A 25,286-nucleotide genomic window follows, 5' to 3' on the forward strand; every position below is an offset into this window, starting at 1 on the left:
CTTTTCTGCTCAGCGTAAAATAAAGGAAATTTATCCCTGCGATTAACGTGGAGTATGTATGAACACCCACCACATGCCTTTCGATGATGGTGCAAGTATTTTTGCCAATGATGTCGTTAGTTCTGATCGTGAAATTTTGACATGGCAGGGTTTTGGTGACGCTTCTCGTGAGCTTGCGCAAAGCATTGTGGATTCTGGGTGGATGCCTGATCTGATTGTCGCTATTGCCCGAGGAGGACTCATTCCTGCCGGCGCGTTGTCCTACGCAATGGGAGTAAAAGCTATGGGCACGATGAATGTGGAGTTTTACACCGGTATTGGTCAGACTCTTGCTGAACCTGAACTGTTGCCTCCACTCATGGATGTGTCTGCGCTTGATGGGCAGCGTGTCCTCGTTGTTGATGATGTTGCCGATTCGGGCCGAACACTCAAAATGGTGATGTCAATGATTGCTGATCGTGGTCTTACTTTAGATGGGAATAACAGCAGTCACGTGGATGCACGCAGCGCTGTTTTGTATTGCAAACCTGTTTCTGTGATTACTCCCGATTATGTGTGGCGCGAAACAGATTTATGGATCAATTTTCCATGGTCTACTTTGCCTACAGTTCAGTCGCGCGCCTGAGGGTAATCGAAACTTTAAGGAATTACCTGGGTCGGGTTTCCCATTACCAAGCACATTCACATGCGCATGACAACGCTGTGTGTACGTAGAGGGGTGATTCACGGTAATTCAAGCACCTAAGGACCGGATATATTCGATAATATTCGGCATCGACCGTTCAATGACTTCTAAGGTCTGCACAAAGTCCTGATGGCCGCCATACCAAGGGTCCGGCAGGTCACGATCACTTGCTGATGCTTTCGGGTCAAAGTCACGGAACATGCGAATGTCCGGCCCTACGAATGGGGATTGAGCATCAGATGAGGATGGACGAGGCAGCCCCGCGCGTTCACGTAAACGATTCAAGGAACGTAAGTGATAGTCCGTCATGGCAAGAACGACATCCCACTGGCTCAGTTCATGTGCGTGGATTTGACGAGCACGATGGTCAGGTACTGCGTAGCCTGCTTCGCGTAGGACACGTGCGGCACGACGATCAATTGGATTACCGTGTTCTTCGTCGGATACACCCGCTGAGTCCACGTGGACATCCAATCCGTGTTGCGCTGCTACTTCAGCGAAAACCTGATGAGCCATTGTTGAACGGCAAATATTACCGGTACACACCATGAGTACACGCACCGTCATTACAGGTCCTCTTTCTTTCCTTTGATTCTTATGTTGCGCTGCTTCGCAAGGAAGCGTAACCCATATGAGGAAGCCCTGCACGGAACATGTCAGTGCAGGGCTATTTCATGCTTTACGGGTTAGTTCAGTACAACGACAGGTATGCGCGCACAGCTTCTGCACTATGTTGAGCTGCTTTTTGGCCGTCCATACGGAAATCATCCCCTGCGCTAGGTCCGCATAGGTCAGATACGGCCCTCAACGATACCCAATCACTGCCGCAAGACCAGGCCACTTGCGCCATAGCGGTAGTTTCCATATCTGATGCCATGGCGTTTGGAAAATCTGCGCGAACAATATCAACAATGTCGCCGTTCATAAAAGAATCAGAGGAGACAATATCCCCTACCATGACCTGATATTCAATATGATCTGACAACGTGTTGAGGGCTTCCTGTGCCCGTTCAGAGCTACGATAATCCGCTGGCATTCGCGGAATTTGTCCTCGCTCATATCCGAAAACAGTGGCATCTGCGCAACTGTAAACCGTGCGAACACCAACAGCGATATCGCCCACTCGAATGTCTTTATGCAGTCCCCCTGTGGTGCCTGCAGCTATGACAATATCTGGTTGAACAAGAGTCAGAGCACGTGCTGTGGCTGCGGCACTATTTGCTAAACCAATACCGCTGGTTACAACTAGTACGCTGTGGCCTTCAAGTGTCCCTAGCGTGAATATCTGCTGATGCGCGTCATCGTTTCCGATCACTAGGGTCTTTTGTGGTGACTGCGGATCTAATGCTGATAGGACCGGTTCTGCTTCCATATCCATTGCGCACTGGATGACAGCCCTCACGCGGATACGTTCTGGCAGTTCAGGCAATGTGTGAGCACGGTGTTCAGTGGCGGAATGTGTTGCATTCATATTTTTACTCCGATGAGTAGGTTTTCGGCGTGTAGCACGTAATTACTGTGCGTCCTCTTGGGTCACAATCGTCCACTGTTCATATGCGTCCAGAAATTCACGCACTGCTTTTTGTGCTGCTTCAAGGCTGTGGTTAGCACCCCATCCACATTGCACTTCATTTGCTGCGGGTACTTCTGTTGCATTGAGAATGTCTTCGCATGTGCTACGCAGAATCTGTAAGAATTCGTCTTTTTCCACACCAAGTAACATCGCGTAGAAACCTGTTTGGCATCCCATAGGACCAAAATCAATCAGGCGATCCGTGTGGTTGCGCATAAGTTCTGCACTGAGATGTTCAATACTGTGAACTGCTGGCATATCCAGGTGCGCTTTATTTGGTTGAGTAAAACGGACATCGTATTTAACGAGGACGTCCCCGCCTGGCAGGGTTTTACGGTCAGCAATACGCACATAGGGGGCAACAACTGTGCGGTGGTCGAGGTTGAAAGATTCTACATTCATGCGTTCAGTCATACTCTGAGTGTACGAGGAGCAGGCGGCTAGTTTCTAGCCACTCACATAATGCGAACACATGAGACAATTTTTCCCATGGATTCAGGCGCATTTACTTCCACGTACACAAGCACGTCCTCCACTACGTCTGAAAGTAAAAGCGCGCACTCACTGTCCCCTCTTTCCGTTATGGATATTTTCCGTATCGGCATAGGTCCTTCCTCCTCACATACTGTTGGCCCTATGCGAGCCGGAGCAGCTTTTGCCGCAGAACTTGCATATGTCGCAGGGAACATGACTCCCGCACGCCTCAGTATTAATCTGTATGGTTCTTTAGGTGCAACAGGTCGCGGCCACAATACTGATCGCGCTGTCTTGCTGGGTTTAGCCGGATACGCGCCAGAAACCGTATCCATCAGCCAAGTTGAAGATCTCTTACCTTCTATTGCTCGTACCGGGCAGCTGGTAATTCATGGGGGTCATGCTATTGCCTTTGATATAGCTGCGGACGTGAAATTCTTACCTGCTGTCGTTTTGCCGTATCACGTCAACGCCCTCACAATCACTGCGCATCACGCAAATGCCAGCACTGCCCCTATTTTGCAGCGAACCTACTATTCCGTAGGTGGTGGTTTCGTTATGGCGCAAATCAGCACATGCCCAGAAAACGCGGGAGATGACCAAAACCCTGTTGTCCGTCCTCTTGATGAAGTTTTAACGCGTCTTATTTCCTCCAACTGCGCGCATTCAGATACGGCAGATCCCCTCACCTTCCGTCACGATAACACTGATTCATATTCGCCTGAGTCTTCGCATAGCACCAGTCCGTACTCTTTTACAACGGGTGCGCAGTTACTCGCTGCATGTGAGGCTTCTTCTCTTTCGATTGCACAACTTGTCCGCGCAAATGAGGAAGCGCATCACAGCGCTCAAGAGCTTGACGCTCACCTTGATCTGGTAGCAAATACGATGTTTGATTGTGTGGATGCCGGCATGTCAGCTCAGGGATTCTTACCTGGAGGTTTGGATGTTCCTCGTCGCGCACATGCATTGTCAGAAAAACTTCATGCACGTGTAGTATCGCATCCGAGTGACAGCACGGGAGCTGTACCGTGGGCTTCCACCACTGATGACCCTATGCGAGCAATGGATTGGGTGAATTTATACGCGCTCGCTGTGAATGAGGAAAACGCAGCCGGACATCGTGTGGTGACCGCACCGACGAATGGTGCAGCAGGTGTCATACCAGCGGTTTTAGGCTATCTGGTTGCGTATTGTCCTGAAGCTGGGATTCCTTTTGGCGCTTTTGCTCCAACGAATTCGCAGCGTCGCACGCCTTTCCGTCTCTCGCCTGATAATCATGATGAAGCGTGTGTGCGTCGCCGTCGCGCTGTCCATGATTTCCTTTTGGCGGCAACAGCTATAGGTGTCCTCATCAAAACGAATGCGTCAATTGCTGGTGCTGAAGTGGGCTGTCAAGGTGAAGTGGGTTCAGCCTCTGCGATGGCTGCGGCAGGTTTAGCGCAGGCTTTAGGTGGGACTCCTCATCAAGTGGAAAATGCTGCTGAAATTGCTATGGAGCATTCTTTAGGCCTGACATGTGATCCTGTTGCTGGCCTCGTGCAAATCCCTTGTATTGAACGTAATGCGATTGCCGCGGTGAAGGCAATTAACGCCGCACGTATGGCGTTGTGGGGGGATGGTCGCCACACGGTGAGTCTGGATGCTGTTATTGAAACTATGCGTCAAACAGGTGTGGATATGTTGTCGAAATATAAGGAAACTTCTGCCGGTGGTCTTGCGGTGAATGTGGTGGAATGTTGATCCACTGTGGCTGTTCCTGCTACAAAAAGCACATCTTTCTGTACTTCGCTAAGGTGAAGGTATAAGTGAAAGGAGATTTCCGTGTCTACTCCACATAGCATTGTTCTGGGTGGCGGTTGTTTCTGGGGGCTTCAACGGCTTTTCCAACTTGTACGAGGTGTGCAAGATACAGAGGTGGGTTATGCAAATGGTCCGATAAGTGCTGATGGGAAGCCGTGGTCTACTCCTGTGAGTTACCGTGATGTGTGCAGTGATTCAGGGCATGTTGAGGTTGTGCGCATTACTTTCGATGAAGATGAAATGCCTCTGCGCCCTCTCCTTGATTTATTTTTTGACACAATCGACCCTCTAGCGGTGAATAAGCAGGGTAATGATTACGGTGTCCAGTACCGTACAGGTATTTACTGGGAGGATTCAGCGGATCTACCAATTATTGCTGAGGCCGTGCGGGCATGCGAGGAAAAGCTTGGGGTTTCCGTTGCAACTGAGGTCCAGCAGTTACGTGATTTTTGGCCTGCTGAGGAGGATCACCAAGATTACCTCATGAAGAATCCTCGGGGTTATTGTCACATTGGTCCGGTTGCTTTTGCTCGGGCACAGTCTTTGTAATTGGGGACGGCGCATTGATATTTAACGTGTCAGTGCGCTCAATTTCCCCTGTTGTTTTCTTTACAGTATTCGTATATGTGCGGGTCAGGAGTTTTCGAGGTATTTCTTTGCTTCTGCGAGTACTTCGTGCCACATACCTGAAGCGTTTTCCCATGCACTGCGAGCCACGTCTTCGTCATCGCTGACGGTGGATAAGCCGCTTTCTTCTACGTGGAGGGCAATGGAACCGTTTTCTTCAGAGAGTGAAACTTCCACTCGTGTTGCGTATTCTTCTGGAAGTTCATCGCCAGCTAGCGGGTACCAGCGGAAAGCAACGAGGTCCATAGGGTCCTCATCTACTTTTTCTACCAGCCATTCACCAGCTTCAGGGTCGGCCACATGGTAGATTCCTTCCTCGTCAACGCTTACTTCATGATCACCTAAAGGACCATCGTTAATCCACCAGCCGGCTTCGCTTACTAAGGACCATACTGATTCTGTGGGCGCGTGAATGTGGGTGTCAATTTCTACAACATCGTATTCTTCATTCACATCTGGCATTTCGTTTTCACCAAAGATATTCATGTATGTACGCTAACCGGATATGCAGGTTTTCGCTAGAGAATGAACGCTGCCCCTTAGAGCTACATACAGTTTGGCCTGTCAGCGTGTAGGTAAAGCAGCGGTAGCTTGTGTGCTTTTGCGCAAATGTTGTGTGGCAAATAGCAGGTTCAAGGTACCGCTGCCGTACTTTTCATGAAATACGTGTAATACGGTAACGCCACTGATCGGGACCAGATTGCAGGGTTTCAACACGGTAGTGATTGTCACTGGCTTGCAAGTGGTCAAAGATTGATTCTGGTTGATGCGGTGTCACGATCACCAGATTTTCACCTGCCGGTAAGGTATCGACAGCTGCAAAAATCATAGCTTTACGCACGCTACGTGGCCACGAGTGGACAAGCAGTTCTTCTGTTTGTGTTCCCTGTTCAGCGCGATGTCCTCGCCCATGACCACCACAGCCGCAGCCACCATGAGAGCCATGCTGAGGTTTTTCCGCAGGCGTGGCAGCATCTGCTGTGTGGGATGTGTGCGCATGGCCTCCGCAACCGCACCCTTTGCCGCCACGATGTCGCGCAAGTTCAGGCCCTCCTGTAGCTTCTTGAAGATGCGAGGCTTGCTCGTGTCCGTGGCCACCGCACCCACAGCCTGAACCAGCTGGGCGAGCGCTTACACGTGAATCGACTAGACGGAACATTTGTCGATCATCATGTGGTGTTACATCTGGGTGAGTTTCATTCATTACATACTCTCCGGTTCGGGTGGCATGGTGTTTGCCACCTTAATTTCACAGCGTTTTATATACCCTGTGAGGGTATATCCTTCTGGGTCGTTAGTGTACGCATATGTGCCATGAACTGCGCGATATAGGGCGATCTTGTGGACGCTATCCACATTCACTCGATGTTATGTGAGTCGGCAAGCGCGAACTCTACTTCAATTTCAACGGAAGCATTCAAAGGTAAGGAGGCCACACCGACTGCTGAACGTGCGTGAAGTGAACCAAAAAGATCTGCATAGAATTCAGAAGCCCCGTTGACCACTTGCGCTTGATTGTAAAAATCGGGCAGGGAGGCAACAAAAGCTGTCACTTTGATAACCCGCTCCAAACGATCCACGCCTCCAGCTTCTGCGGCGGCAGCAGCTAAAGCATTGAGGGCGCATACTCGCGCAGCGTCACGAGCATCTTCAAAGTCAGCCCCATCAGCTCCTACTGCGCCAATACATGCGAGTTCACCGTTTTCCATCGGGAGCTGACCGGAAGTGCGAACAACGCCTCGGTCAATTACAGCGGGAACGTAAGCGGCAACGGGAGTGGGAACTTCAGGGAGTTCGATTCCGCGTTCTTGAAGGCGTTGGCTCAAAGTTGTCATCAATTGTGTCCTTTACTTATCTGTGGGCTTGTATGTATAGACGTGTTTTCAGAGTACTACCCGCAGGTTTCATGCTCCTGTTCCCACTCGGGCCTCATGAGACACTATGTATGTATTACAGAGGACAGGATCTTTTATGCGTAATTTCACGACAAAACAATGGGTATTGCTCGGCATAGTGTGTGCAGGAGTGCTTTTATCAATACTGGCAGCCGTATTAGCGCATACCTCTTATGGTCATTTTCTGAAATGGGCTGCGATTACGTGCATTGTTATCGGTGTCTTTACTTCAGTTAGCGGAAACTCCCAGGCTTCCTCACCTGATTCTGCTTCTTCAGCTGATGCTGTTTTCTCAGCGGATTCTGCCGCGCCATCCACGTCTCATGCTCCTACTCCTTCACCGCGTGATAGCGAGGCAAACCCGTCATATACAGGAAATTCAGACGTATAAAATCTTGATATGCGCCTGTAAATAGGCGGCTTTGCATACGCGGAACTCATCGACAGTACCCATGTTCAGATAGTGGACGGACTTGGGACGACACGCCGATGAGGAAAGTATTTTTCCGGTCACGTGTGAGCTGATTTGTCTTCATCATCCACAGCCTGTGGACGACCATAGATGATTTATCCACAGAGGGGAGGAATACTTTTCACCCCATCGGATGAGGTCATTTTTTGCCAACAAATCACGACACATATGCTGTTGTTCATGACAATCTTTCATGGGGTGATTCAACCTTCATGAGGGTCTTCCACATGTGCCTGCCGCTGTCTCCACACCCTATCCACACCCCCTGAGGCAACAGAGCGTGAAACACAACATATGGTGGTCGCTGACGAATTTAGACACAAGGTGTAGTGTTGAGTCATCAAAGAGGCCACCGTGTCTTTACGAAATAACATCCATGTGATTACAGGCATGTCATATGCCCGTAACACTGCACCGAAAGAGGTTAATTATGGCGATTACCGTTTACTCCAAGCCACGTTGCCCACAGTGCGATGCCACCTACAGGGTTTTGGACAAGCAAGGTATTGCCTACACCTCCATCGACGTATCACAGGATATGGATGCCTTGGAATACATCAAAGGCTTGGGCTATCAGCAAGCGCCTGTTGTGGTCACCGATGACGATCATTGGAGCGGTTTCCGCCCCGACCGCATCAAAGCCGCTATCGCTGCTGCCACCGCTCCTGCTTTGCAGGTTGTGCACGCCTAAATAAACCTTGCCTCTCAGTGTGTTGTCATACCACTGGGAGGTACTTTCATGGCCTCACACACTTTTCCACATTAAAGGGCAATTGATGGTCAACGTCGTTTACTTTTCCTCAGCGACTGAAAACACTCGGCGCTTCGTAGAAAAAGTAGGTTTCCCCGCACAGCGTATCCCTTTGCTACCGCGGGAAGAACCCTTACATGTTGACCAACCATACGTTCTCATCACTCCCACATACGGTGGTGGAAGCTTTAAGGGCGCCGTTCCCAAACAAGTTATTCGTTTCCTCAACGACCCTGACAATCGGAAACACTGCCTGGGAGTAATTTCTTCCGGCAACACAAATTTCGGGACAGCATACTGTCTAGCAGGGGATATTATTTCCCGAAAACTAGGTGTCCCTCATATGTACAAGTACGAGCTCCTCGGCACGCCCGAAGATGTCTCACGAGTTCAAGAAGGATTGAGCGAGTTTTGGCAGAAAACCTCACAGACACCGGCGTAGAACCTGCTCCTGCCCCAGAGCTGGATTACCACGCCCTCAATGCGCAACTCAACCTGTACGACGAGCACGGCCGCATCCAATTTGATGCTGATAGGAAGGCTGCTCGCCAATACTTTTTGACTCACGTCAACCAAAACACCGTTTTCTTCCACGACTTAGAAGAAAAACTTGAATACTTAGTGACCGAGGGCTACTACGAAAAACATGTCCTCGATCAGTATGATTTCGCTGATATTAAAGCGCTCTACAAGCAAGCCTACGCGCATAAATTCCGTTTCCCCACTTTCCTGGGCGCGTTCAAGTACTACACGTCCTACACTCTGAAAACTTTCGATGGCACGCGCTATCTTGAACGTTTCGAGGACCGCGTCACCATGGTTGCGCTTTACCTTGCTCGTGGTGATGTCAAACTCGCGCAGACACTGGTAGATGAAATCATGACTGGCCGTTTCCAACCGGCAACACCGACCTTCCTGAATGCGGGTAAAGCTGCACGCGGTGAACTGGTTTCTTGCTTCCTGCTGCGTATCGAAGACAATATGGAATCCATTGCTCGCGGCATTAACTCAGCACTCCAACTGTCTAAACGAGGTGGCGGCGTTGCACTTTCACTGACAAATCTGCGTGAAGCCGGTGCTCCGATTAAGAAAATCCAGAATCAGTCCAGCGGTGTTGTTCCCGTAATGAAACTCTTGGAAGACTCCTTCTCTTACGCGAACCAACTGGGAGCGCGTCAGGGCGCGGGGGCTGTGTATTTGCATGCTCATCACCCTGACATCATGAGTTTCTTAGATACGAAACGTGAAAATGCGGATGAAAAAATTCGCATCAAGACATTATCTCTTGGCGTTGTTATTCCTGATGTTACGTTCGAACTGGCACGTAATAACGAAGATATGTACCTTTTCAGTCCTTACGATGTCGAACGCGTGTACGGGAAGCCTCTGTCCGATATTTCTGTGACAGAAAAATACCGCGAGATGGTCAATGACGGACGTATCCGTAAGAAGAAAATAAATGCACGTCGTTTCTTTCAAACTCTTGCGGAAATTCAGTTTGAATCCGGCTATCCATACATCGTTTTTGAGGACACTGTGAATCGTGCAAATCCGATTGACGGTCGCATTACGATGTCGAATCTATGCAGTGAAATCCTTCAGGTATCTGAGCCTTCACACTACAACGCGGATCTGTCGTATGAAACTATCGGTAAAGATATTTCCTGCAACCTTGGGTCGCTCAACATCGCGCAAGTCATGGATTCACCGAATTTCTCACAAACTATTGAGGCTTCCGTGCGCGCTCTGACAGCTGTTTCAGATCTGTCGGATATTCAATCTGTTCCTTCAATTGCTCGTGGAAACTCAATGAGTCATGCGATTGGTTTAGGGCAGATGAATTTGCATGGCTACTTGGCGCGCGAGCGCGTTTATTACGGTTCTGAAGAAGCCCTTGATTTCACAAATATGTATTTCCTTGCTGTTGCCTACGAATGTATTAAAGCGTCATGTGCAATTGCTCGGGAACGCGGGGTTACTTTTGAAGGCTTTGAAAAATCAGCTTACGCTTCGGGTGAATATTTCGAGAAGTACATCAACGGCACGTGGGAGCCTACAACTGAACGATGCCGTGAATTGTTAGCGGCATCCTCTATCCGTATTCCTACTGCCGATGATTGGCGCGCATTGGCTCAGGACGTTAAAACGTACGGCATGTACAACCAGAATCTACAGGCAATTCCGCCGACAGGTTCAATTAGTTACATCAACAATTCCACTTCATCAATACATCCGATCGTGTCACGCATTGAAATCCGTAAGGAAGGCAAAATCGGACGTGTCTATTATCCAGCCCCGTTCATGACGAATGAGAATTTGGAATTCTATCAGGATGCCTACGAAATCGGTCCTGAGAAGATTATTGACACCTATGCGGTAGCTACTCAGCATGTCGATCAAGGTTTGTCATTGACTTTGTTCTATCCGGATACTGTGACAACACGTGACCTTAACAAGTCCTACATTTATGCATGGCGTAAAGGCATTAAGACCATGTACTACGTGCGTTTGCGTCAGATGGCTTTAGAGGGAACGGAAGTTGAAGGCTGCGTGTCTTGTATGCTGTGAGGCCAACTACCTGAGTATTTGCTCTGAACTGATGCCTGACAGTGCAAATATCTGGTGATAAGGGGAATGAGGGATTATCTTTCATTCTCCTTTTCGCTTTCTTCGCCAGTTTCATGAAATCTAGCCTGCAATCTAGATCCCCTCATATTTGGTTACAGTGTTATGAGTTAAGGATGCTGAGGTTTTGTTTGGGGGATTGTTTTCGTTGTCACGGTAAGGAATCACCACATTCAGATAGATCAATCAGCGTGATGTCCGCCCAGCGTCACATGCGCAAGGACATGCAAATAGTACCTGAATAGCTGAGTGCGGCATCCCTCTGCTAGGGGTACCATACCCACCAACAGAAGGACACCGCACAGAGCACTTGTCATCCCGCATACGCACAAGCCGCATATACGACACCGTGTGGTCAGCTTCACCTGGCCCACATCAGCACTACCCCTTCGTTGCACCTCCAGCGAGGCCCGCCACAATGTAACGTTGCAGCGCAATGAAGATCAATAGCACTGGGACCGCGATAATCGTGGCCACAGCCATCAAATCATTCCAGTTCGTCCCATACTGACCAATCAACCGATTCAATGCCACAGTGAGAGGCTGAATTTCCTGTTGCGTTGATAAGGTAAGCGCAAATGTGAACTCACCCCATGCCATGAGGAAAGCAAATGAGCCAATCATGACCACACCTGGGCGAATGGTTGGAATGATAATGCGAATAATCGTTTGGATAACTCCTAGGCCATCAAGTTTTGCTGCCTCCTCCACTTCATAAGGGAATTGCTTGAAGTAAGGGCGCAACAAAATCACAGCAAAAGGTAAGGTCACCGACACGTCCGCAATGATGATAGAGGCATATGTGTTAATTAAATCCATTTGCCTGAACATAACGAACATGGGGATGGAAATAGCAATTGCAGGCAATAGCTGAACAACTGTCAGTAGCACCATCATTGACGTCGAGACAGCATCACGGAAACGTGCAACCGCATATGACGCAGGCACTGCAATCACGAGTGTCAGTACCAGTGTGCCTGTAGCAATAATGAAAGAGTTTCCAAGCGCTAACCACACACCATACTCCGGCGAAAAAGCCGCTTTATATGAGTCAAAATGCAGTGCATGGGGAATGATGTGCGGTGGCTGCGCGAATGTTTCTGCGGTGTTTTTCAGTGAGGTACTGACCATCCAGTACACGGGGAACAGGTAAATGGCAGCCAGTACCCATGCGACACCTGATTTTAACCACGCATTTCGTTTGCGTCGTTTTTCAGCGGCAGAAAGCATATTTACCGGTCCTCCTCACGTAAAGAACGCACGTAGAACCACGACAAGGCCAACGGCAGGATCAGTGTCAGTGTTGAAGCCGCCGCACCATTGCCAAATTCAAAAATCTTGAAGGTCTGCAAGTAGGTGTAAACCGGCAGAGTCGTCGTCGCAGAGACAGGTCCACCTTTTGTCATCGTGTATATCAGGTCGAAAACCTTATATGTGTTGATGACGCCAAGCAGTAAAACAGAAATAATGACTGGACGCATCAAAGGTGAGGTGATGGACCGGAATTGTCGCCACCATCCTGCACCATCTACTTGAGCAGCCTCATACAAACTGTCGTCGATCGTATGTAATCCGGAAAGCAGCAGGAGCATGTTAAAAGGAATACCGACCCACAGATTTGCGGTAACAATGGCGATCATTGCAGTTATTGGACCGGTTAACCATTGGATTGGTTGGTGAATAATTCCGATGCTTGCAAGGAAATAGTTCAGCACGCCGTAATCAGAATCGAAAATCCATTTGAATATGGTTCCTGTGACAACGGGCGGAAGGATCCATCCAACCAGCAGCAAAGCTCGGATCACACCGTTTCCAGGGAATGGCCTGCGGAAAAAGAGGGCTAACGCATATCCGATGATGAACTGCAAGACCAGGCACGCCACTGTGAAAATAGCACTGAGTGTGACGCTATTCCAAAATTCTGGGTCTTTAAGGGTTGCCGCATAGTTGTCGAATCCTCGCGGGCTAAATTCCCCAGATATAAGGTTCGCGCCGTTGGCATCACTGAAAGAAATCCACAGGTTGTAGCACAAGGGTGCCACCAGGAAAACAATAATGTAGATCAGTGCTGGTGCGGAAAGGGCGAGGCCCAAGCCTCGGGTGCGTGTACGTGCGCCCGAGGCTCGTGCCTGAGAGGGTTGAGTCCTCACTTGTCAGACTCCAGTAATGTCATGATCTGAGCGAATGCTTTCTTTGCAGCTTCTTCAGGTGAGGCGGCTCCTGTCAGAGCTTCCTGCAAAGAAACCTGCACAGCTTCAGATACTTTCGCGTATTGCTTGCCGTATGCGCGTGCATGTGCAACAGCGAGTTGATCCTCGAATACTTTGAGTTTTTCGTCGGAGGACAGCTTGAGTTTGCCAGCCAAGTCTGGGCGAGCGGAAAGCTGACCTGTTTCGTCGCAGTAAATCTTGGCTCCTTCAGCGCTGGTCAGGAATTGAGCGAGTTTGACTGCGCCTTCATTTTGCTTACCTTCCTTCATGACGACAACGTTCTCACCACCAAGGCCGGTTCCTGCTGCTTTGCCTTTCGGAAGTGGAGCAACACCCCATTCAAAGTCAACATCTGCCAGGTTTTGCAATTCCCACGGGCCGTTCATCATCATAGCTACTTTGCCTGCGGTGAATTGTGTGCGAGCATCTTCTTGGGAGTAGTTCGTCACTGCTGAGGACACGCTGCCTTCATCAATCATTGACTTCACAAATTCCAGAGCCTGAGCACCTGCAGTGTCATAGTTTTGCAGGTCGCCGCCGGTTTGCCACACGAATGGCAGGAACTGGAATGTACCCTGTTCATTTTTGACAGCTGAAATTGCAAGGCCTGTGACATCATCATGAGTAACGGCTTTTGCTACGGTCTTGAGTTCGTCCCATGTGGTTGGTACTGATACTCCGGCAGCATCCAACAGTGCCTTGTTGTAGTACAAGCCGAGGTTGTTGGAGTTCAATGGCAAACCGTATGTTTTTCCGTCCATCTGAGTTGAGGTCCAAGGGCCAGGATGGAATTCTGATGCGCGTGACCCATCGGTATCTGTGAGGTCTTTCAGCATTCCAAGGGCTGCGAAGTTCTGGTTATCCACGACGTCAACAACAGCAAGGTCTGGGACTGCTCCGCCTACGCCGCCTTGGACGATAGATTTAGCCAAGTCGCCATAGGCAAAGGAGGTGCGCTTGACCATGTACTCAGGGTGAGCTTTTTCGAAAGCGGCAATGGCTGCTTGCATACCTGTGTTAGATACGCCCTGCCCTAAGTAATCCCACATTTCAATGGTGGTTTTACCTGCGGGGGCTGCACCGGATGCGGAGGATTCGGTGCTGCTTTGCATCTTCCCCTGTGAACAAGCTCCGAGGCTTAAAGCTACAGCTACGGCAGACACAGCTGCAAGGAAGCTGCGGCCTTTCTTCATGGTGATCATATTTCCTACTCTTTCGTTGGGAACTTTGTCATCCCGTGTTGTCACGGATTGTCTGATATATACCGCTGGCGCATCGGACGTTGATGCGCTCACGGTTCCGTTGTCACAGTGGTAAATCGGCTCCTTCTCGAATAAATACAGGGATTGTGTGGATTGGTGTGTCTACTTCGACAGTGCATCCACCTGTGTAGGTTTGTCCTGTCGCAAGCTCACGCCATGTGGCGCCTTGCGGCAGGTACACCTGGGTGTGTGTGACTCCTGCTTCGGTTACTGGGCGAATCAGGAGATCTGGTCCGAGCATGAATTCGTGTTCTGTATTCCATGCTTGGAGATCGTGGGGGTATTCAAGGAAAAGTGGGCGCATTGGCGGTATGCCGTCTGTGGCCGCTATTTCCATGAGTTGATTGATGTATGGGCGGATTTTTTCGCGTAGACGGATGTAGTCCGCAGCGATTGTGAAGGCTTCTTCGCCGTAGGACCAGATTTCGTTAGGTCCTCCTGGGCTGACTGCGCCTTCGGCTTCACGCGGTTCGCGGTGTCCATGCAAACGGAATAGTGGGCAGAATGTGCCAAATTGGAACCATCGGATGAATAGTTCTTGGTATGCAGGATCTGTGGGATCGCCTCCGTGGAATCCACCAATATCTGAGGTCCACCAGGGGATACCGGAGATTGCGATACTTTGTCCTGCGGTGACTTGGGTGCGTAGGGCTTCCCATGTGGGGGCAATGTCGCCTGACCATACTGCCGCGCCGTATCGTGCTTGTCCAGCCCATGCTGAGCGGCACAGGAGCACGGTTTCAGGTGTTCCCGCTTCCTGCATACCGTCGTAGAAACCTTTTGCATTGTCGCGCGGATAGGTGTTGTTGACAGCCAAACCTGGGCCTGCGTGGTAAGACAGGTTTCCTGGGTGCCCTGGGTTAAGTTCTGGTTCACATGCGTCGAGCCAGAATACGCGAACACCAAGGTCATGGTAGTTTTGCTTGATTTTGTTCCATACGTATGCGCGGGCCTGAGGGTTGGTAGCGTCATAGAAAGCGACTGGCATTGCGGTGGGCATACCTTTGTCTTTGAATTTTTGGTGGAATTCAACGCCGTTTTCTGTGCCGACAAGGAATCCGCGGCTGCGCATTTCTTCGTAGTTTTCTGATAGTGGCGATACTGTTGGCCATACTGACACCATGAGTTTTGTGCCCATGTCGTCAAGTTCGCGCATCATGGCAGCGGGGTCAGGGTATTCATTTTCGTCGAAACGGAAATCTCCCATGGCGGGCCAGTGAATGAAGTCTGTGACGATGACAGATAGGGGCAGGTCGAGGTCACGGTAGCGGCGCGCGACCTCAAGAAGTTCTTCTTGGGACATGTAACGCAGGCGTGACTGCCAAAATCCTGTGGCCCATTGAGGTAGTACCGGTGCATGTCCAACAACATCGGCGTAACGTGCAAGGATGTCACGCGGTGTGGGTGCAAGGCATAGCCAGTAATCGATTATTTCTGTGCCTTGTCCGACCCATCTGGTTGAGTCTGCAGAAAATTCGACGCGACCAACAGCTGGGTTATTCCATAGGAATCCGTAGCCTCGATCAGACAGTACGAAGGGGATGGATACTTCTCCATTACGTTGAATGAGGTCCATGACCAGGCCCTTGTGGTTCAGGTGCCCGTGTGAGTGTTGCCCTAGACCATAGAAGCGTTCTTCTGGGTCGGATGCAAATACTTGATGAACTTCAGCGCCACCGTGGACGGGGTAAATTCCATGTGCTCCAGGCCACCAGAAGTGTTCGGGAGTTTCCGTAAGGATAACTTTGTCATTGCGGAGGAAGGTGAGCATTGTTCGAGGGTTTCCTGCTCCAGGATCCAGAACAAGATTTACACCTAATTCACCGGCACGCATTCGTATGCGCGTATCAGAAACTTCAACCTCGGCCTGTACAGCTTCTGGTGTTTCAATGAGCGCACCGTAATCAGGGCGATCAAGAGTGTGACGTGAAATGCGCACGCGCACAGCATCTGGCCCCCATGTTTCTACCCGTAACACTTGATGCTCATGTCGAGCCTCAAATCCCGTGGGAATTACCGTAACATCCAGCATTGTGCCCCCTTACGCATACGTATGCTTCTTACAGTAAAATAACTTCCGAACTACCCTGCTCGGAATTAATTTAATGTCTATAGAATATAGACGAGTCCTCTTGATGTCAACGGCGGTGTGTCGATGAACGGAAAAAAACCTACAAGCCACGATGTTGCACGACTCGCAGGCGTTTCACAAACAACGGTTTCCTATGTCATGAGTGGCCGCCGAGCTGTGGCCCCTGAAACAGAAAACCGCGTCCTCCACGCAATGGAAGAACTCGGCTATCACCCTCATTCAGGAGCACGCGCACTACGTTCCAGCCGATCAAATGTCATCGGCCTTGTCGTTCCTCAACATGCTGGCGCAGACCCTGTCGCCCAGCATCAATTCCTCATATCTTTAGCTCATCAAGCACGCGCACATGATTATGACATTCTCCTGGTTACCGCTGACGAAGGAACTTCTGGACTTCGTCGCGTCATGGATAGCGCATTATGTGACGGACTTTTACTTATGGAAGTTCTCGCACACGATCCCCGAGCTGACATGATTGCCGATTCCCACACGCCAGCCGTTTTTATTGGCATACCTGACTCTTGCGCCCCGATCACAGCAATTGATTCTGATTACGAATACGCTGGACGACACGCTGTTGACATACTTGCCCAAAGCGGCCATACACGTATCACACTCCTCGCTCCGGGTGACACATCACTGCAAGACCTGAACTTTATTGAGCGATTCCGAAACGCTGTATATGAACACGCAGCAGCCTCAGCTATCGAAATACGCGAACACAAAGTAACCCTTTCATACCAAAACGCAATCTCACAGCTCGAATACCTCAACCTTGGCTACGGCGATGCTCTTTTACTTGCTCCCACCACCCCCACCGACGACTGGTGTAACGCATTACGTAATAAAAACCTTATCCCCGGCCAACATGTCAGCCTTGTCGCAAGCTCTTGGGATTACACACATTCGCACACACTTGACCGTCCCTGCCACTTTGATATGCGCATGGGTGAGGTCACTAAACAAGCAATGAATTTACTTCTGGAACGGATTGACGCGCCCACACCCTCAACGCCAGATCATCACCTCATCACCCCGTTTTTCCACGAAGGCGATACCCTACGCACTCTTACATAGCCACCATCACAATCCCATAGCAAACGGCACCTCAGCTAACCAAGGTGCCGCTCGCATATTCACTACACGAGATCAGATATCCTCACGCGCCATTTGAGCACGTTCTTCAGGTGTTAAACGCGCAATACCAATTCCCGTAGCACCCCACAATAAGGCGAAACCAATAGCGATCCAGTTCGACACAGCCCACGGCAGATACGCCAAAGTCGCCACACCTAAAGTGCCAGCCATATAAGCACCCGCAGATGTCCACGGCAAAATGGGTTCCCACACAGTCGCAGCATCTTCGATAGTTCGAGACAAGTTCTTTGGATGTAAACCGCGTTTAATGTACTCACCACGCAGCATCTCACCTGGAATCAACAGGGAAACCTGACCATTAGAAGTAATACCGATTGTGGCTAAGGCAGTCGCAACCGTCGCAGCGATTAAACCAAAGGTTGATTTCACCGGACGTAGAACTCGTTCAACCAACACTTCCAAGGAACCAGATACCGTGACAATTCCAGCAAAAGCAATGGCACAGAAACAAATCAGCAGTACACCCAGCATGGAATTCATACCGCCACGGTTCAACAGACGCGCCACATCCTCAATGACAGAATCTGCCGAAAAACCCGCTTTGCCAACCATTTCCACACTGAAACCATTCACGCCAGCAACCACGGCATCCTTAAATGAAATACCTTGGAAAACAACAGCGTTGAACATTGCACACGCGCTCGACACGAGCATCACAGGAATGGTGGGTTTCTTCCATATGGAACCGCCCAGAACAATCAGCACCGGCAACAAGAGCAAAAGATTCCAATTGAAAGCAGCATCCAGATTTGCCAGAGTCTGTCCAACTTTTGCCGGAATTTGCCCACCTGCGGAGTTTATGCCGAAAATCAGGTACACCACTGCGGAAACCAAAAAGGCTGGTCCTGTCGTCCACAGTAAGTGACGGATATGGACAAAAAGATTCACTTGTGTGGCAACCGAAGCAATATTCGTCGTATCAGAAAGTGGCGAAAGTTTGTCACCAAAGTAAGCGCCTGCCACCACAGCGCCCGCCACCATCGGCAAGTGAGCACCCATTCCTGCGGCCACACCCATAAAAGCGACACCCACTGTTCCAGCAGAACCCCACGAAGTACCTGTGCACAGTGACACGATTGCTGTCACAAGTAAAGCAATTAAAGCAAGGAAACGGGGGTCAATAATCTTCAGCCCGTAGTAGATCATCATGGGGATTGTGCCCCCAGCCATCCATGTGCCAATCAGCATACCTACGGTAATTAAAATCAGGATTGCAGGCATTGTTTTGGCGATCTTATGTGAGACAGAGGTAATCATCTCGTCCCATGAATAGCCTAAATACCAGTTGATAAGGGCGGCAACAGCAGCTGTCGCAATTAATAGGGGTTCTACTGGCAGCTCTGCCCAAATATAACCCCCACCAAGGAGCACAATAAGTGTAATAACTGGAATCGCAGCCAACAGTAGGCTTGGTTTCCTGTGTTCGCGTTCCTGTGTTGCAGGAGCATCCGGTGGTCTAGCGGTCATTTTTTCCTTCTTTCAGTGCGACTATTTACCGATGCTAGGTAAGTATTCATGTGTATTTTTGTTGCGATAGATCAGGGTTTTGCTGGTATGCGCTCCTGTGTGCGGAGCGCGTCAGGATTGATAGGCTTCACGTCTTTGTGGAAATTTTCTGGAGGTTTTCAGGTGGCCTTTGCTTGCATAGTGCGTGCATGTGTGAGGATTGTGTCGCCGGTCCTCTTATGATTCACATTTTGCAATTAGGTTGTTCGATCGTTGAGCGCTGCGCATAACCGCGTGAGAGCCTCACGAAGTTCGTTGCGTGGTAAAGCGACATTGACTCTGAAATAACGTTCATATGCGGCTCCAAAATCTGAACCTGGGGTGATAGCCACACCGCTACGTTGGCAGGCATGCAGCAGTGCTTTTTCATCTGAAATATATGCTGAGGCCTCGACCCATATGAGGTATGTACCTTCAGGGTCATTTACCTGCGCATTCGGCAGGTGTTTACGTAGCAGATGCACTGCTTCATGAATATTTTCGTCAATATAGCTTTGTAGTGAATTCACCCAGGATTCCCCTTGGGTCCATGCGGCAATAGTTGCAGGTATTGCGAAATAATTTGGATTATGGAGGCCCATTTGACGTTTAGCGGATTCCAGGTCTTGACCCAGATTTCCACGAACCATGATTGCCGCAGATTCTAAACCTGCGATTGTGAAAGTTTTTCCAGGTGAAGCGCATTGAATAATTGAGCCTTGCCGCCATAAATCTGGCGCAGCATAAGCGAAAGGAATGTACGTGTTTTTCTGCGGTCGCACAAAATCTGCGTGTACGTCATCACTGAGGACAAGAACATGATGTCGTCGCGCATACTCAGCCACCACACTCAGTTCATTGTGCGTCCATACTCGCCCTGTCGGATTATGCGGATTGCACCATAAGAGCAGATCTGCCCCGTCCATTGCTCGTGCGAAAGCCTCATGATCGAATGTTGTTACACCGTTTTTGCATACAAAAGGTACTTCACGTATGTGGGATCCTGATAACTTGACGACCTCACATATGGGTCCGTAGGCGGGTGTCAGTGTGACAACAACAGGGCATCGTTCTAAGCGTGCGGGCAAAATAAAATTCACAAGTGCTGATACGCACTGAACAATACGTGCAAAGAAATGCACATCAGCGCTTTCCACATCCCAGCCGTAACGGATACGTTGCCACCGTGCGGCTGCATGACGATAGTCGTCAAAAACTTCCGTGTACCCATAGTTGTCAAGCTGTGCGGCGTGGTGTACTGCCTTTGCCACACAAGGTGCTGTCCGAAATTCCATATCTGCAACAGAAAGTGATACCGCTTTGTTCCCTAGAGGGGCTGCAAGCAAATCCCATTTAGCGCTATGTGAACCCCAGCGATCAAGGTGCTCATCGTTGAACCCTTGTTCTATAGTCTTTTCCATTGATATCCCTAACAGATTTTTGTAATCCTCACCACATCTTAACTATTTATTTTTATATGTCAAAAAATTATGGAGCTTATCGTGCCTCATTTTGTGCGGACTCTAAAGAAAACGAAAACACGCACAACCTACGCACAGGCGCGTGTACAACACTTACCTGTCACACACGCGCCCACACAACAATCAGACATTGAGTATTGACCAACGCCCCTACACCATTACGCAGGTAGCATTGTGCGCATACGCGCACCGCACCTAAACGCGGCGAGCCAAAACCTCAGCCGCCTGCTTTGCAGCGCCTAAAGCCACATACTCACCCGGGGACGGAAATTCCACAGCAGCATCCAAGAACTCAGCAGCAAGCGCACGCACAGCGGCCGATTTAGCCCCACCGCCCACAATAAGCACGCGATCAAGTGATACACCCAGTGCGCGCATAGCATCCAAGGCATAACGCATCAGATTCAACAAACCTTCAACGCTTGCTCGGGCTACATGCGCACGGTCACTATTCGCTAATGTCATACCGCGTAATTGCGCTGTTGCATGAGGAAGATTCGGCGTGCGTTCACCCTCAAAATAGGGGATAAGTTCCAGTCCACCTGCATCCGGAACAGATAAAGCAGCTTCATCAAATTCCTGATAGCTCAAACCGGTCACTGACATCATTGCGTCAATAATGCGTGAAGCATTCAATGTGCATGCCAGCGGTAGCCAATTCCCCGAAGCATCAGAAAACCCTGTCACCAAGCCTGAAGCGTCCTGTACGGAATGGTCTGAAACTGCAGCAACCACACCGGATGTCCCCAAAGACAGTAAAGCGGAACCTGGTTCAAGGCCCACGCCCAAAGCAGCCCCCGCATTATCGCCTGCACCCGGACCGATAATAATGTCACCCCAACCACGTGATTGATCGCCGCGACCTGCTTCATCCCACGGCCCTAAGATTCGCGGCAAGACGATACGTTCTGCAGCAGCTTCATCAATACGCAAAGCATCTGCCAAAATATCGCGTCGATACTGGCCCACTGGCTCACCAGCAGCACCACAGCGGCTCATATAGCCTGTTCCTGATGCATCAGAACGATCTGTCACCAGTGCTTCTAATGATAGCGACCCCATGATCTTCCACGTTAGCCAGTCATGCGGCAGGCACACGGCTGCTATCCGCGCAGCATTATCTGGCTCATTATCAGCCAGCCACCGAAGTTTCGTCACTGTCAGTGAAGCTACAGGAACTGAGCCGGTGGCATCCGCCCACCACGCAGCCCCAGCTTCACGGTCACCATTACCTCGTTCGCAGATCAGATTCTCTGCCGCTGCAGCTGATCGCGTGTCATTCCACAGCAAAGCGGGACGAATCACTTCACCCTGAGCATCCAGACACACCATGCCATGCTGTTGTCCACCGACAGATAACGCAGCGACATCATCTAATCCACCGGCGTTAGAGACGGCTTCAAGGAAAGCATTCCACCACATATCAGGATGAATTTCCGTGCCGTCAGGATGTGAAGCTCGCCCTTGACGCACGATCTGCGAAGTGTGCGGATCCCAAATAAGGACTTTGCATGATTGTGTGGATGTATCAACACCTGCAACATAGGGGCGCGGGTTCATATTTCCTCCCTCAAAAACGTGTGAATATAAGCGGCGCATGTGGATACGTGATATGCGTGTGGGTGCCAGCTTGCAGCATATGCCACTGACACCCACACCTGAGAAATTATCAGACCTTAGATGAGGCAAGTATTAGCCAATAAGGTGGCGCATTGCGTGGTGGTACAGCTCAACGAAGTGGTATTCGCGTGCACCTGCGGCAACAGCATCGAAGTCTTCGTAGGCACTGCGATCGTTAAGGAATGCGTCCAGAGTCTCTCCCTCGCTAAGGGTTGGCTGTATCAGCTGGTCGATGGATGCAGCTTTCATGAGTTCTTGCGTATGCGGGTCTGCGCGGAAGGCGCGGGCCTTTTCTGCCAGCATGATCCACATTTCCATATTTGCGCGAGCCGATTCCCACACGCCTTCCATACCTTCGGTACGGCTGGGCTTGTAGTCAAAGTGAATGGGTCCTTCATAGCGGGGGCCGCCACCGGGGAATCCATTGACCAGCAGGTCCACTGTGAAGAACGCGCTTGAAAGGTCCCCGTGTCCAAAGGCTTTATCTTGGTCATATTTGAGGCCGGACTGTCCATTTAAGTCAATGTGGAAAAGTTTTCCGCATTGCAGTGCCTGCGCAAGGGCATGCGTGTAATTCAGGTTCGCCATTTGTTCGTGGCCAACTTCAGGGTTAAGACCGACAACTTCGCGGTTATCCAACTCAGCGATCAGAGCGAGAGCATGGCCGACAGTCGGCAAGAAAATGTCACCACGTGGTTCGTTGGGTTTGGGTTCCAAACCGATTCGCAGGTCGTAGCCTTGTGATTTGATGTACGCGGCAACCGTGTCCAAGCCTTCTTTGTAGCGTTCCATTGCGGCGTACAGGTCTTTTGATGAATCGTATTCAGCACCTTCACGACCGCCCCACATGACGAATGTTTTTGCGCCGAGTTCTGCGGCAAGATCCACATTGCGCAGGACTTTACGTAGGCCAAAGCGACGAATTGAACGGTCATTATTTGTCAGGCCACCATCTTTAAAGACAGGATGAGTGAAAGTATTTGTGGTGACCATTTCGATGACGAGTCCATGCGCGTCAGCTGCGTCTTTTACTTTCATGACGCGGTCATGGCGTTCCGTATCGCTTGCATCGAAGTCAAAAACGTCATTGTCGTGGAAAGTAATACCCCACGCGCCGAGTTCTGCCAGTTTTTCAGCGTATTCCCAAGGTTCTAAGGCTGGGCGAGTATTCGTTCCGAAAGGATCGACAGCCTGCCAGCCTACGGTCCACAGACCAAAGGAAAATTTATCTTCAGGGGTCGGGGTTCGAGTCATTATTTCCTCCGCTTAAATGTCAACTATTTGTGCTACAAAGCACCGTCATCATTGACGAGGCGCATATTGGTGACTTTCTAGGAAAGTCGGCTTGAAAACGCCCCAAAGTATTTTTTTGTGTATCTAAACTTATAGGGTGCATACGGTAGAGTCAAGCTATGACATATTCGATTCCACCTGCGGGCATACCTTCTGTTGCTCAACCTCTTTTTCACGAGTATGCATTTCACCCAACGAATACAGTCACAAATATTCCCACAAGCACACGGTCACGCACAGGAGCGCAGGCACGCACAATGCGTGCATTGAATTTAACTTTGGTTCTCAACCATATCCTGACAGATTCTGGTCAAGCTACGCGATCATCCATTGCTCAACTCACAGGAATTACCGCCTCCACCGTTTCTCGTCTTGTTGACGAAATGGTGGCTTGTGGCCTCATTGATGAAGTACCTCCACCAGCGGATAACAGTCGTGGCCGACCAGCTATGCGCTTACGACCTGCCAAGGGTAAAGCGGTGGCCCTTGGCTTGGAAATTAACGTGTCAGGCATTGACGCTCGACTCATTGACCTAGCCGGATATGTCATAGCCGAAGAAACTCGCATAGGTGACTACGCGCAATCAGATCCTCAAACCACAATGAATGAGCTTGCTGAAATCGCTCATCATATTGTTCATACTCATGTCACATCCTCTATGTTCTTTGTAGGCTCAGGCTTGGCGTTACCTGGACTTATATCGCATGATTCCCTCACATATGCACCAAACCTTGGGTGGCAAGATATTCCGTTCAGTGAATTACTGAGTCCGATCGCTGACCTACATCCACGGGTCATCGGAAATGAAGCAGATCTGGCTGCTTTTGCCATATCGTTTCCAACCCCGGGGGTGGCCACTGGGCCTTCTTCATTTATTTATATTTCAGGTGAAGTAGGTGTGGGAGGAGGCGTCGTTGTCGAACATCGCAGCATGTCAGGAGCACATGGTTGGTCCGGAGAGATCGGTCATGTGTGCGTTGACCCAATGGGAGCATTGTGCTCATGTGGCGCTCACGGGTGTTTAGAAACTTTCTTAGGTTTACGCGCATTATCGGCGAGCGCTGGACTTGAAAGTAATGCAAGTGTCGCTGATGTCATAGCAGCCGCACATAATGGTTCGCTTCGTGCAAATTCTGCTTTACGTGATGCGGGTACTGCATTGGGGCGCGCACTGGCTGCGACAATTAACGTTGTCGATATTCCTTTGGTGCTCTTGGGTGGAAATATCGGTGAGCTTGCGGACGAGATCACTGAACCAGCTCTTACTGAAATGCGAACGCGTATTTTGCAGTCCAGTTGGTGTGAGCCGACAGTCCATAGTGTCCCTGATTCTACGTGGCTTGCTGTCACCGGTGCCGCCCACATGGTTTTGCAGCACCTTGTGAATAATCCTTTGGAGTGGACAGACCCGTTGCCACAGGACTAGCTCGCCTGAGCCGCAGCACAAAAGCGCTGCATGTAGGGAAGGCTTGAATTAGGCCTATTATTCACTGGCGCGCAGAAATTCTTAGCATGATTTGAGTGGCTGCTGTCAATATGGTGGATCCACAGGCTCTGCTCATAACGGGCATGTCGGTGCTGTTTTTACTTTTTCTTCAGATGCCTGACTAGGCTCCTGCAATGGCGATCTATTCCTGCGTACTAGGAAAATTAGTGATTTTACGTTCATCACGTGGACATTCTGCTGTCCTTATTGGAGGCGTTGAAAAACGCTTTTGTGAAGCTTTTGGCCATTGTCGAGTCTGTGTGTCCTGTGTGAATTAATCGTTCAGCTTGACG

General features: G+C 50.0%; 23 protein-coding genes. 9 read left to right on the top strand and 14 right to left on the bottom strand.

Going from position 1 to position 25,286, the window contains the following annotated elements:
* The first annotated feature begins 73 nt into the window (after positions 1-73).
* A complete protein-coding gene (locus LRP57_RS06395; RefSeq protein ID WP_231205794.1) occupies positions 74-625 on the top strand; it encodes a phosphoribosyltransferase in 552 nt (183 codons plus the stop codon).
* Positions 626-733: 108 nt separating this feature from the next.
* Here the strand turns inward: LRP57_RS06395 and LRP57_RS06400 are convergent, their stop codons facing one another.
* The 3 genes from LRP57_RS06400 to LRP57_RS06410 all read right to left on the bottom strand — a co-directional run bounded on the left by LRP57_RS06400 (position 734) and on the right by LRP57_RS06410 (position 2,672).
* Positions 734-1,252: a low molecular weight protein-tyrosine-phosphatase gene (locus LRP57_RS06400; RefSeq protein ID WP_231205699.1), complete on the bottom strand. Its 519-nt coding sequence runs from the start codon at positions 1,250-1,252 to the stop codon at positions 734-736.
* A gap of 124 nt (positions 1,253-1,376) precedes the next feature.
* On the bottom strand, positions 1,377-2,156 hold the full coding sequence (mtnN, locus tag LRP57_RS06405) for a 5'-methylthioadenosine/S-adenosylhomocysteine nucleosidase (protein WP_231205700.1): 780 nt from the start codon (positions 2,154-2,156) through the stop codon (positions 1,377-1,379).
* Positions 2,157-2,198: 42 nt separating this feature from the next.
* A complete protein-coding gene (locus LRP57_RS06410) occupies positions 2,199-2,672 on the bottom strand; it encodes an S-ribosylhomocysteine lyase (RefSeq protein ID WP_231205701.1) in 474 nt (157 codons plus the stop codon).
* Positions 2,673-2,747: 75 nt separating this feature from the next.
* On the opposite strand from LRP57_RS06410, the gene LRP57_RS06415 reads away from it, so the two are divergent.
* Together LRP57_RS06415 and msrA are read left to right on the top strand one after the other, a co-directional pair.
* Entirely contained in the window at positions 2,748-4,475 is a 1,728-nt protein-coding gene (locus LRP57_RS06415; RefSeq protein WP_442984712.1) for an L-serine ammonia-lyase, iron-sulfur-dependent, subunit alpha, read from the top strand.
* 81 nt (positions 4,476-4,556) lie between these two features.
* Complete coding sequence (gene msrA / locus LRP57_RS06420; RefSeq protein ID WP_231205702.1) at positions 4,557-5,084, top strand: peptide-methionine (S)-S-oxide reductase MsrA; 528 nt, start codon at positions 4,557-4,559, stop codon at positions 5,082-5,084.
* A gap of 84 nt (positions 5,085-5,168) precedes the next feature.
* Here msrA and LRP57_RS06425 read toward each other — a convergent pair whose 3' ends face one another.
* From LRP57_RS06425 to LRP57_RS06435, 3 genes are all read right to left on the bottom strand, one after another.
* Complete coding sequence (locus LRP57_RS06425; protein WP_231205703.1) at positions 5,169-5,648, bottom strand: SRPBCC family protein; 480 nt, start codon at positions 5,646-5,648, stop codon at positions 5,169-5,171.
* 169 nt (positions 5,649-5,817) lie between these two features.
* On the bottom strand, positions 5,818-6,366 hold the full coding sequence (locus LRP57_RS06430) for a DUF2249 domain-containing protein (protein ID WP_231205704.1): 549 nt from the start codon (positions 6,364-6,366) through the stop codon (positions 5,818-5,820).
* Positions 6,367-6,520: 154 nt separating this feature from the next.
* Complete coding sequence (locus LRP57_RS06435) at positions 6,521-6,997, bottom strand: RidA family protein (RefSeq protein ID WP_231205705.1); 477 nt, start codon at positions 6,995-6,997, stop codon at positions 6,521-6,523.
* Between the two features lie 136 nt (positions 6,998-7,133).
* Here LRP57_RS06435 and LRP57_RS06440 point away from each other — a divergent pair, with 136 nt between their 5' ends.
* From LRP57_RS06440 to nrdE, 4 genes are all read left to right on the top strand, one after another.
* Positions 7,134-7,448, top strand: a complete 315-nt coding sequence (locus tag LRP57_RS06440) for a hypothetical protein (RefSeq protein ID WP_231205706.1) — start codon at positions 7,134-7,136, stop codon at positions 7,446-7,448.
* Positions 7,449-7,959: 511 nt separating this feature from the next.
* Positions 7,960-8,220 carry a glutaredoxin-like protein NrdH gene (gene nrdH / locus LRP57_RS06445; RefSeq protein ID WP_231205707.1) on the top strand — a complete coding sequence of 87 codons (261 nt, stop codon included), beginning with the start codon at positions 7,960-7,962 and terminating at the stop codon, positions 8,218-8,220.
* 85 nt (positions 8,221-8,305) lie between these two features.
* A complete protein-coding gene (gene nrdI / locus LRP57_RS06450) occupies positions 8,306-8,722 on the top strand; it encodes a class Ib ribonucleoside-diphosphate reductase assembly flavoprotein NrdI (protein ID WP_231205708.1) in 417 nt (138 codons plus the stop codon).
* Positions 8,692-10,848, top strand: a complete 2,157-nt coding sequence (nrdE, locus tag LRP57_RS06455) for a class 1b ribonucleoside-diphosphate reductase subunit alpha (RefSeq protein ID WP_231205709.1) — start codon at positions 8,692-8,694, stop codon at positions 10,846-10,848. The genes nrdI and nrdE overlap by 31 nt, the downstream gene beginning before the upstream one ends.
* Positions 10,849-11,286: 438 nt before the next feature.
* Here nrdE and LRP57_RS06460 read toward each other — a convergent pair whose 3' ends face one another.
* The 4 genes from LRP57_RS06460 to LRP57_RS06475 all read right to left on the bottom strand — a co-directional run bounded on the left by LRP57_RS06460 (position 11,287) and on the right by LRP57_RS06475 (position 16,409).
* Positions 11,287-12,135, bottom strand: a complete 849-nt coding sequence (locus LRP57_RS06460; protein WP_231205710.1) for a carbohydrate ABC transporter permease — start codon at positions 12,133-12,135, stop codon at positions 11,287-11,289.
* A gap of 2 nt (positions 12,136-12,137) precedes the next feature.
* Positions 12,138-13,055 (bottom strand): carbohydrate ABC transporter permease, encoded by a 918-nt coding sequence (locus LRP57_RS06465; RefSeq protein WP_231205711.1) that lies wholly within the window; start codon positions 13,053-13,055, stop codon positions 12,138-12,140.
* Positions 13,052-14,317 carry an ABC transporter substrate-binding protein gene (locus tag LRP57_RS06470; RefSeq protein ID WP_231205712.1) on the bottom strand — a complete coding sequence of 422 codons (1,266 nt, stop codon included), beginning with the start codon at positions 14,315-14,317 and terminating at the stop codon, positions 13,052-13,054. Before LRP57_RS06470 ends, LRP57_RS06465 begins: the two co-directional genes overlap by 4 nt.
* Before the next feature lie 103 nt (positions 14,318-14,420).
* The gene (locus tag LRP57_RS06475) at positions 14,421-16,409 is read right to left on the bottom strand and encodes a glycoside hydrolase family 31 protein (protein ID WP_231205713.1); all 1,989 of its coding nucleotides are present in this window, start codon (positions 16,407-16,409) and stop codon (positions 14,421-14,423) included.
* Positions 16,410-16,532: 123 nt separating this feature from the next.
* Here LRP57_RS06475 and LRP57_RS06480 point away from each other — a divergent pair, with 123 nt between their 5' ends.
* A complete protein-coding gene (locus tag LRP57_RS06480) occupies positions 16,533-17,546 on the top strand; it encodes a LacI family DNA-binding transcriptional regulator (RefSeq protein ID WP_231205714.1) in 1,014 nt (337 codons plus the stop codon).
* Between the two features lie 72 nt (positions 17,547-17,618).
* Here the strand turns inward: LRP57_RS06480 and nhaC are convergent, their stop codons facing one another.
* The 4 genes from nhaC to xylA form a co-directional block, all read right to left on the bottom strand.
* Complete coding sequence (gene nhaC, locus LRP57_RS06485; RefSeq protein WP_231205715.1) at positions 17,619-19,094, bottom strand: Na+/H+ antiporter NhaC; 1,476 nt, start codon at positions 19,092-19,094, stop codon at positions 17,619-17,621.
* Between the two features lie 236 nt (positions 19,095-19,330).
* Positions 19,331-20,533, bottom strand: a complete 1,203-nt coding sequence (locus LRP57_RS06490) for a MalY/PatB family protein (protein WP_231205716.1) — start codon at positions 20,531-20,533, stop codon at positions 19,331-19,333.
* A gap of 255 nt (positions 20,534-20,788) precedes the next feature.
* Positions 20,789-22,153, bottom strand: a complete 1,365-nt coding sequence (locus LRP57_RS06495) for a xylulokinase (RefSeq protein WP_231205717.1) — start codon at positions 22,151-22,153, stop codon at positions 20,789-20,791.
* A 132-nt stretch (positions 22,154-22,285) separates the two neighbouring features.
* Entirely contained in the window at positions 22,286-23,467 is a 1,182-nt protein-coding gene (gene xylA / locus LRP57_RS06500; RefSeq protein ID WP_231205718.1) for a xylose isomerase, read from the bottom strand.
* A gap of 158 nt (positions 23,468-23,625) precedes the next feature.
* Between xylA and LRP57_RS06505 the strand changes: the two genes are divergently transcribed.
* Positions 23,626-24,933, top strand: a complete 1,308-nt coding sequence (locus tag LRP57_RS06505) for an ROK family transcriptional regulator (protein WP_231205719.1) — start codon at positions 23,626-23,628, stop codon at positions 24,931-24,933.
* The last annotated feature ends 353 nt before the right edge of the window (positions 24,934-25,286 follow it).

The organism is Schaalia sp. lx-260, assembly GCF_021083645.1.
GTDB lineage: Bacteria > Actinomycetota > Actinomycetes > Actinomycetales > Actinomycetaceae > Pauljensenia.

Bases quoted from the DNA above. Each gene is read 5' to 3' on its own strand.
- LRP57_RS06415 (WP_442984712.1), top strand. From the start codon at position 2,748: ATGGATTCAGGCGCATTTACTTCCACGTACACAAGCACGTCCTCCACT.
- mtnN (WP_231205700.1), bottom strand. From the start codon at position 2,156: ATGAATGCAACACATTCCGCCACTGAACACCGTGCTCACACATTGCCT.
- LRP57_RS06480 (WP_231205714.1), top strand. From the start codon at position 16,533: ATGAACGGAAAAAAACCTACAAGCCACGATGTTGCACGACTCGCAGGC.
- LRP57_RS06460 (WP_231205710.1), bottom strand. From the start codon at position 12,135: ATGCTTTCTGCCGCTGAAAAACGACGCAAACGAAATGCGTGGTTAAAA.
- LRP57_RS06475 (WP_231205713.1), bottom strand. From the start codon at position 16,409: ATGCTGGATGTTACGGTAATTCCCACGGGATTTGAGGCTCGACATGAG.
- LRP57_RS06425 (WP_231205703.1), bottom strand. From the start codon at position 5,648: ATGAATATCTTTGGTGAAAACGAAATGCCAGATGTGAATGAAGAATAC.
- LRP57_RS06395 (WP_231205794.1), top strand. From the start codon at position 74: ATGCCTTTCGATGATGGTGCAAGTATTTTTGCCAATGATGTCGTTAGT.
- LRP57_RS06440 (WP_231205706.1), top strand. From the start codon at position 7,134: ATGCGTAATTTCACGACAAAACAATGGGTATTGCTCGGCATAGTGTGT.
- LRP57_RS06400 (WP_231205699.1), bottom strand. From the start codon at position 1,252: ATGACGGTGCGTGTACTCATGGTGTGTACCGGTAATATTTGCCGTTCA.
- LRP57_RS06435 (WP_231205705.1), bottom strand. From the start codon at position 6,997: ATGACAACTTTGAGCCAACGCCTTCAAGAACGCGGAATCGAACTCCCT.
- LRP57_RS06470 (WP_231205712.1), bottom strand. From the start codon at position 14,317: ATGATCACCATGAAGAAAGGCCGCAGCTTCCTTGCAGCTGTGTCTGCC.
- nrdI (WP_231205708.1), top strand. From the start codon at position 8,306: ATGGTCAACGTCGTTTACTTTTCCTCAGCGACTGAAAACACTCGGCGC.
- nhaC (WP_231205715.1), bottom strand. From the start codon at position 19,094: ATGACCGCTAGACCACCGGATGCTCCTGCAACACAGGAACGCGAACAC.
- LRP57_RS06490 (WP_231205716.1), bottom strand. From the start codon at position 20,533: ATGGAAAAGACTATAGAACAAGGGTTCAACGATGAGCACCTTGATCGC.
- LRP57_RS06505 (WP_231205719.1), top strand. From the start codon at position 23,626: ATGACATATTCGATTCCACCTGCGGGCATACCTTCTGTTGCTCAACCT.
- LRP57_RS06495 (WP_231205717.1), bottom strand. From the start codon at position 22,153: ATGAACCCGCGCCCCTATGTTGCAGGTGTTGATACATCCACACAATCA.
- nrdH (WP_231205707.1), top strand. From the start codon at position 7,960: ATGGCGATTACCGTTTACTCCAAGCCACGTTGCCCACAGTGCGATGCC.
- xylA (WP_231205718.1), bottom strand. From the start codon at position 23,467: ATGACTCGAACCCCGACCCCTGAAGATAAATTTTCCTTTGGTCTGTGG.
- LRP57_RS06410 (WP_231205701.1), bottom strand. From the start codon at position 2,672: ATGACTGAACGCATGAATGTAGAATCTTTCAACCTCGACCACCGCACA.
- LRP57_RS06430 (WP_231205704.1), bottom strand. From the start codon at position 6,366: ATGAATGAAACTCACCCAGATGTAACACCACATGATGATCGACAAATG.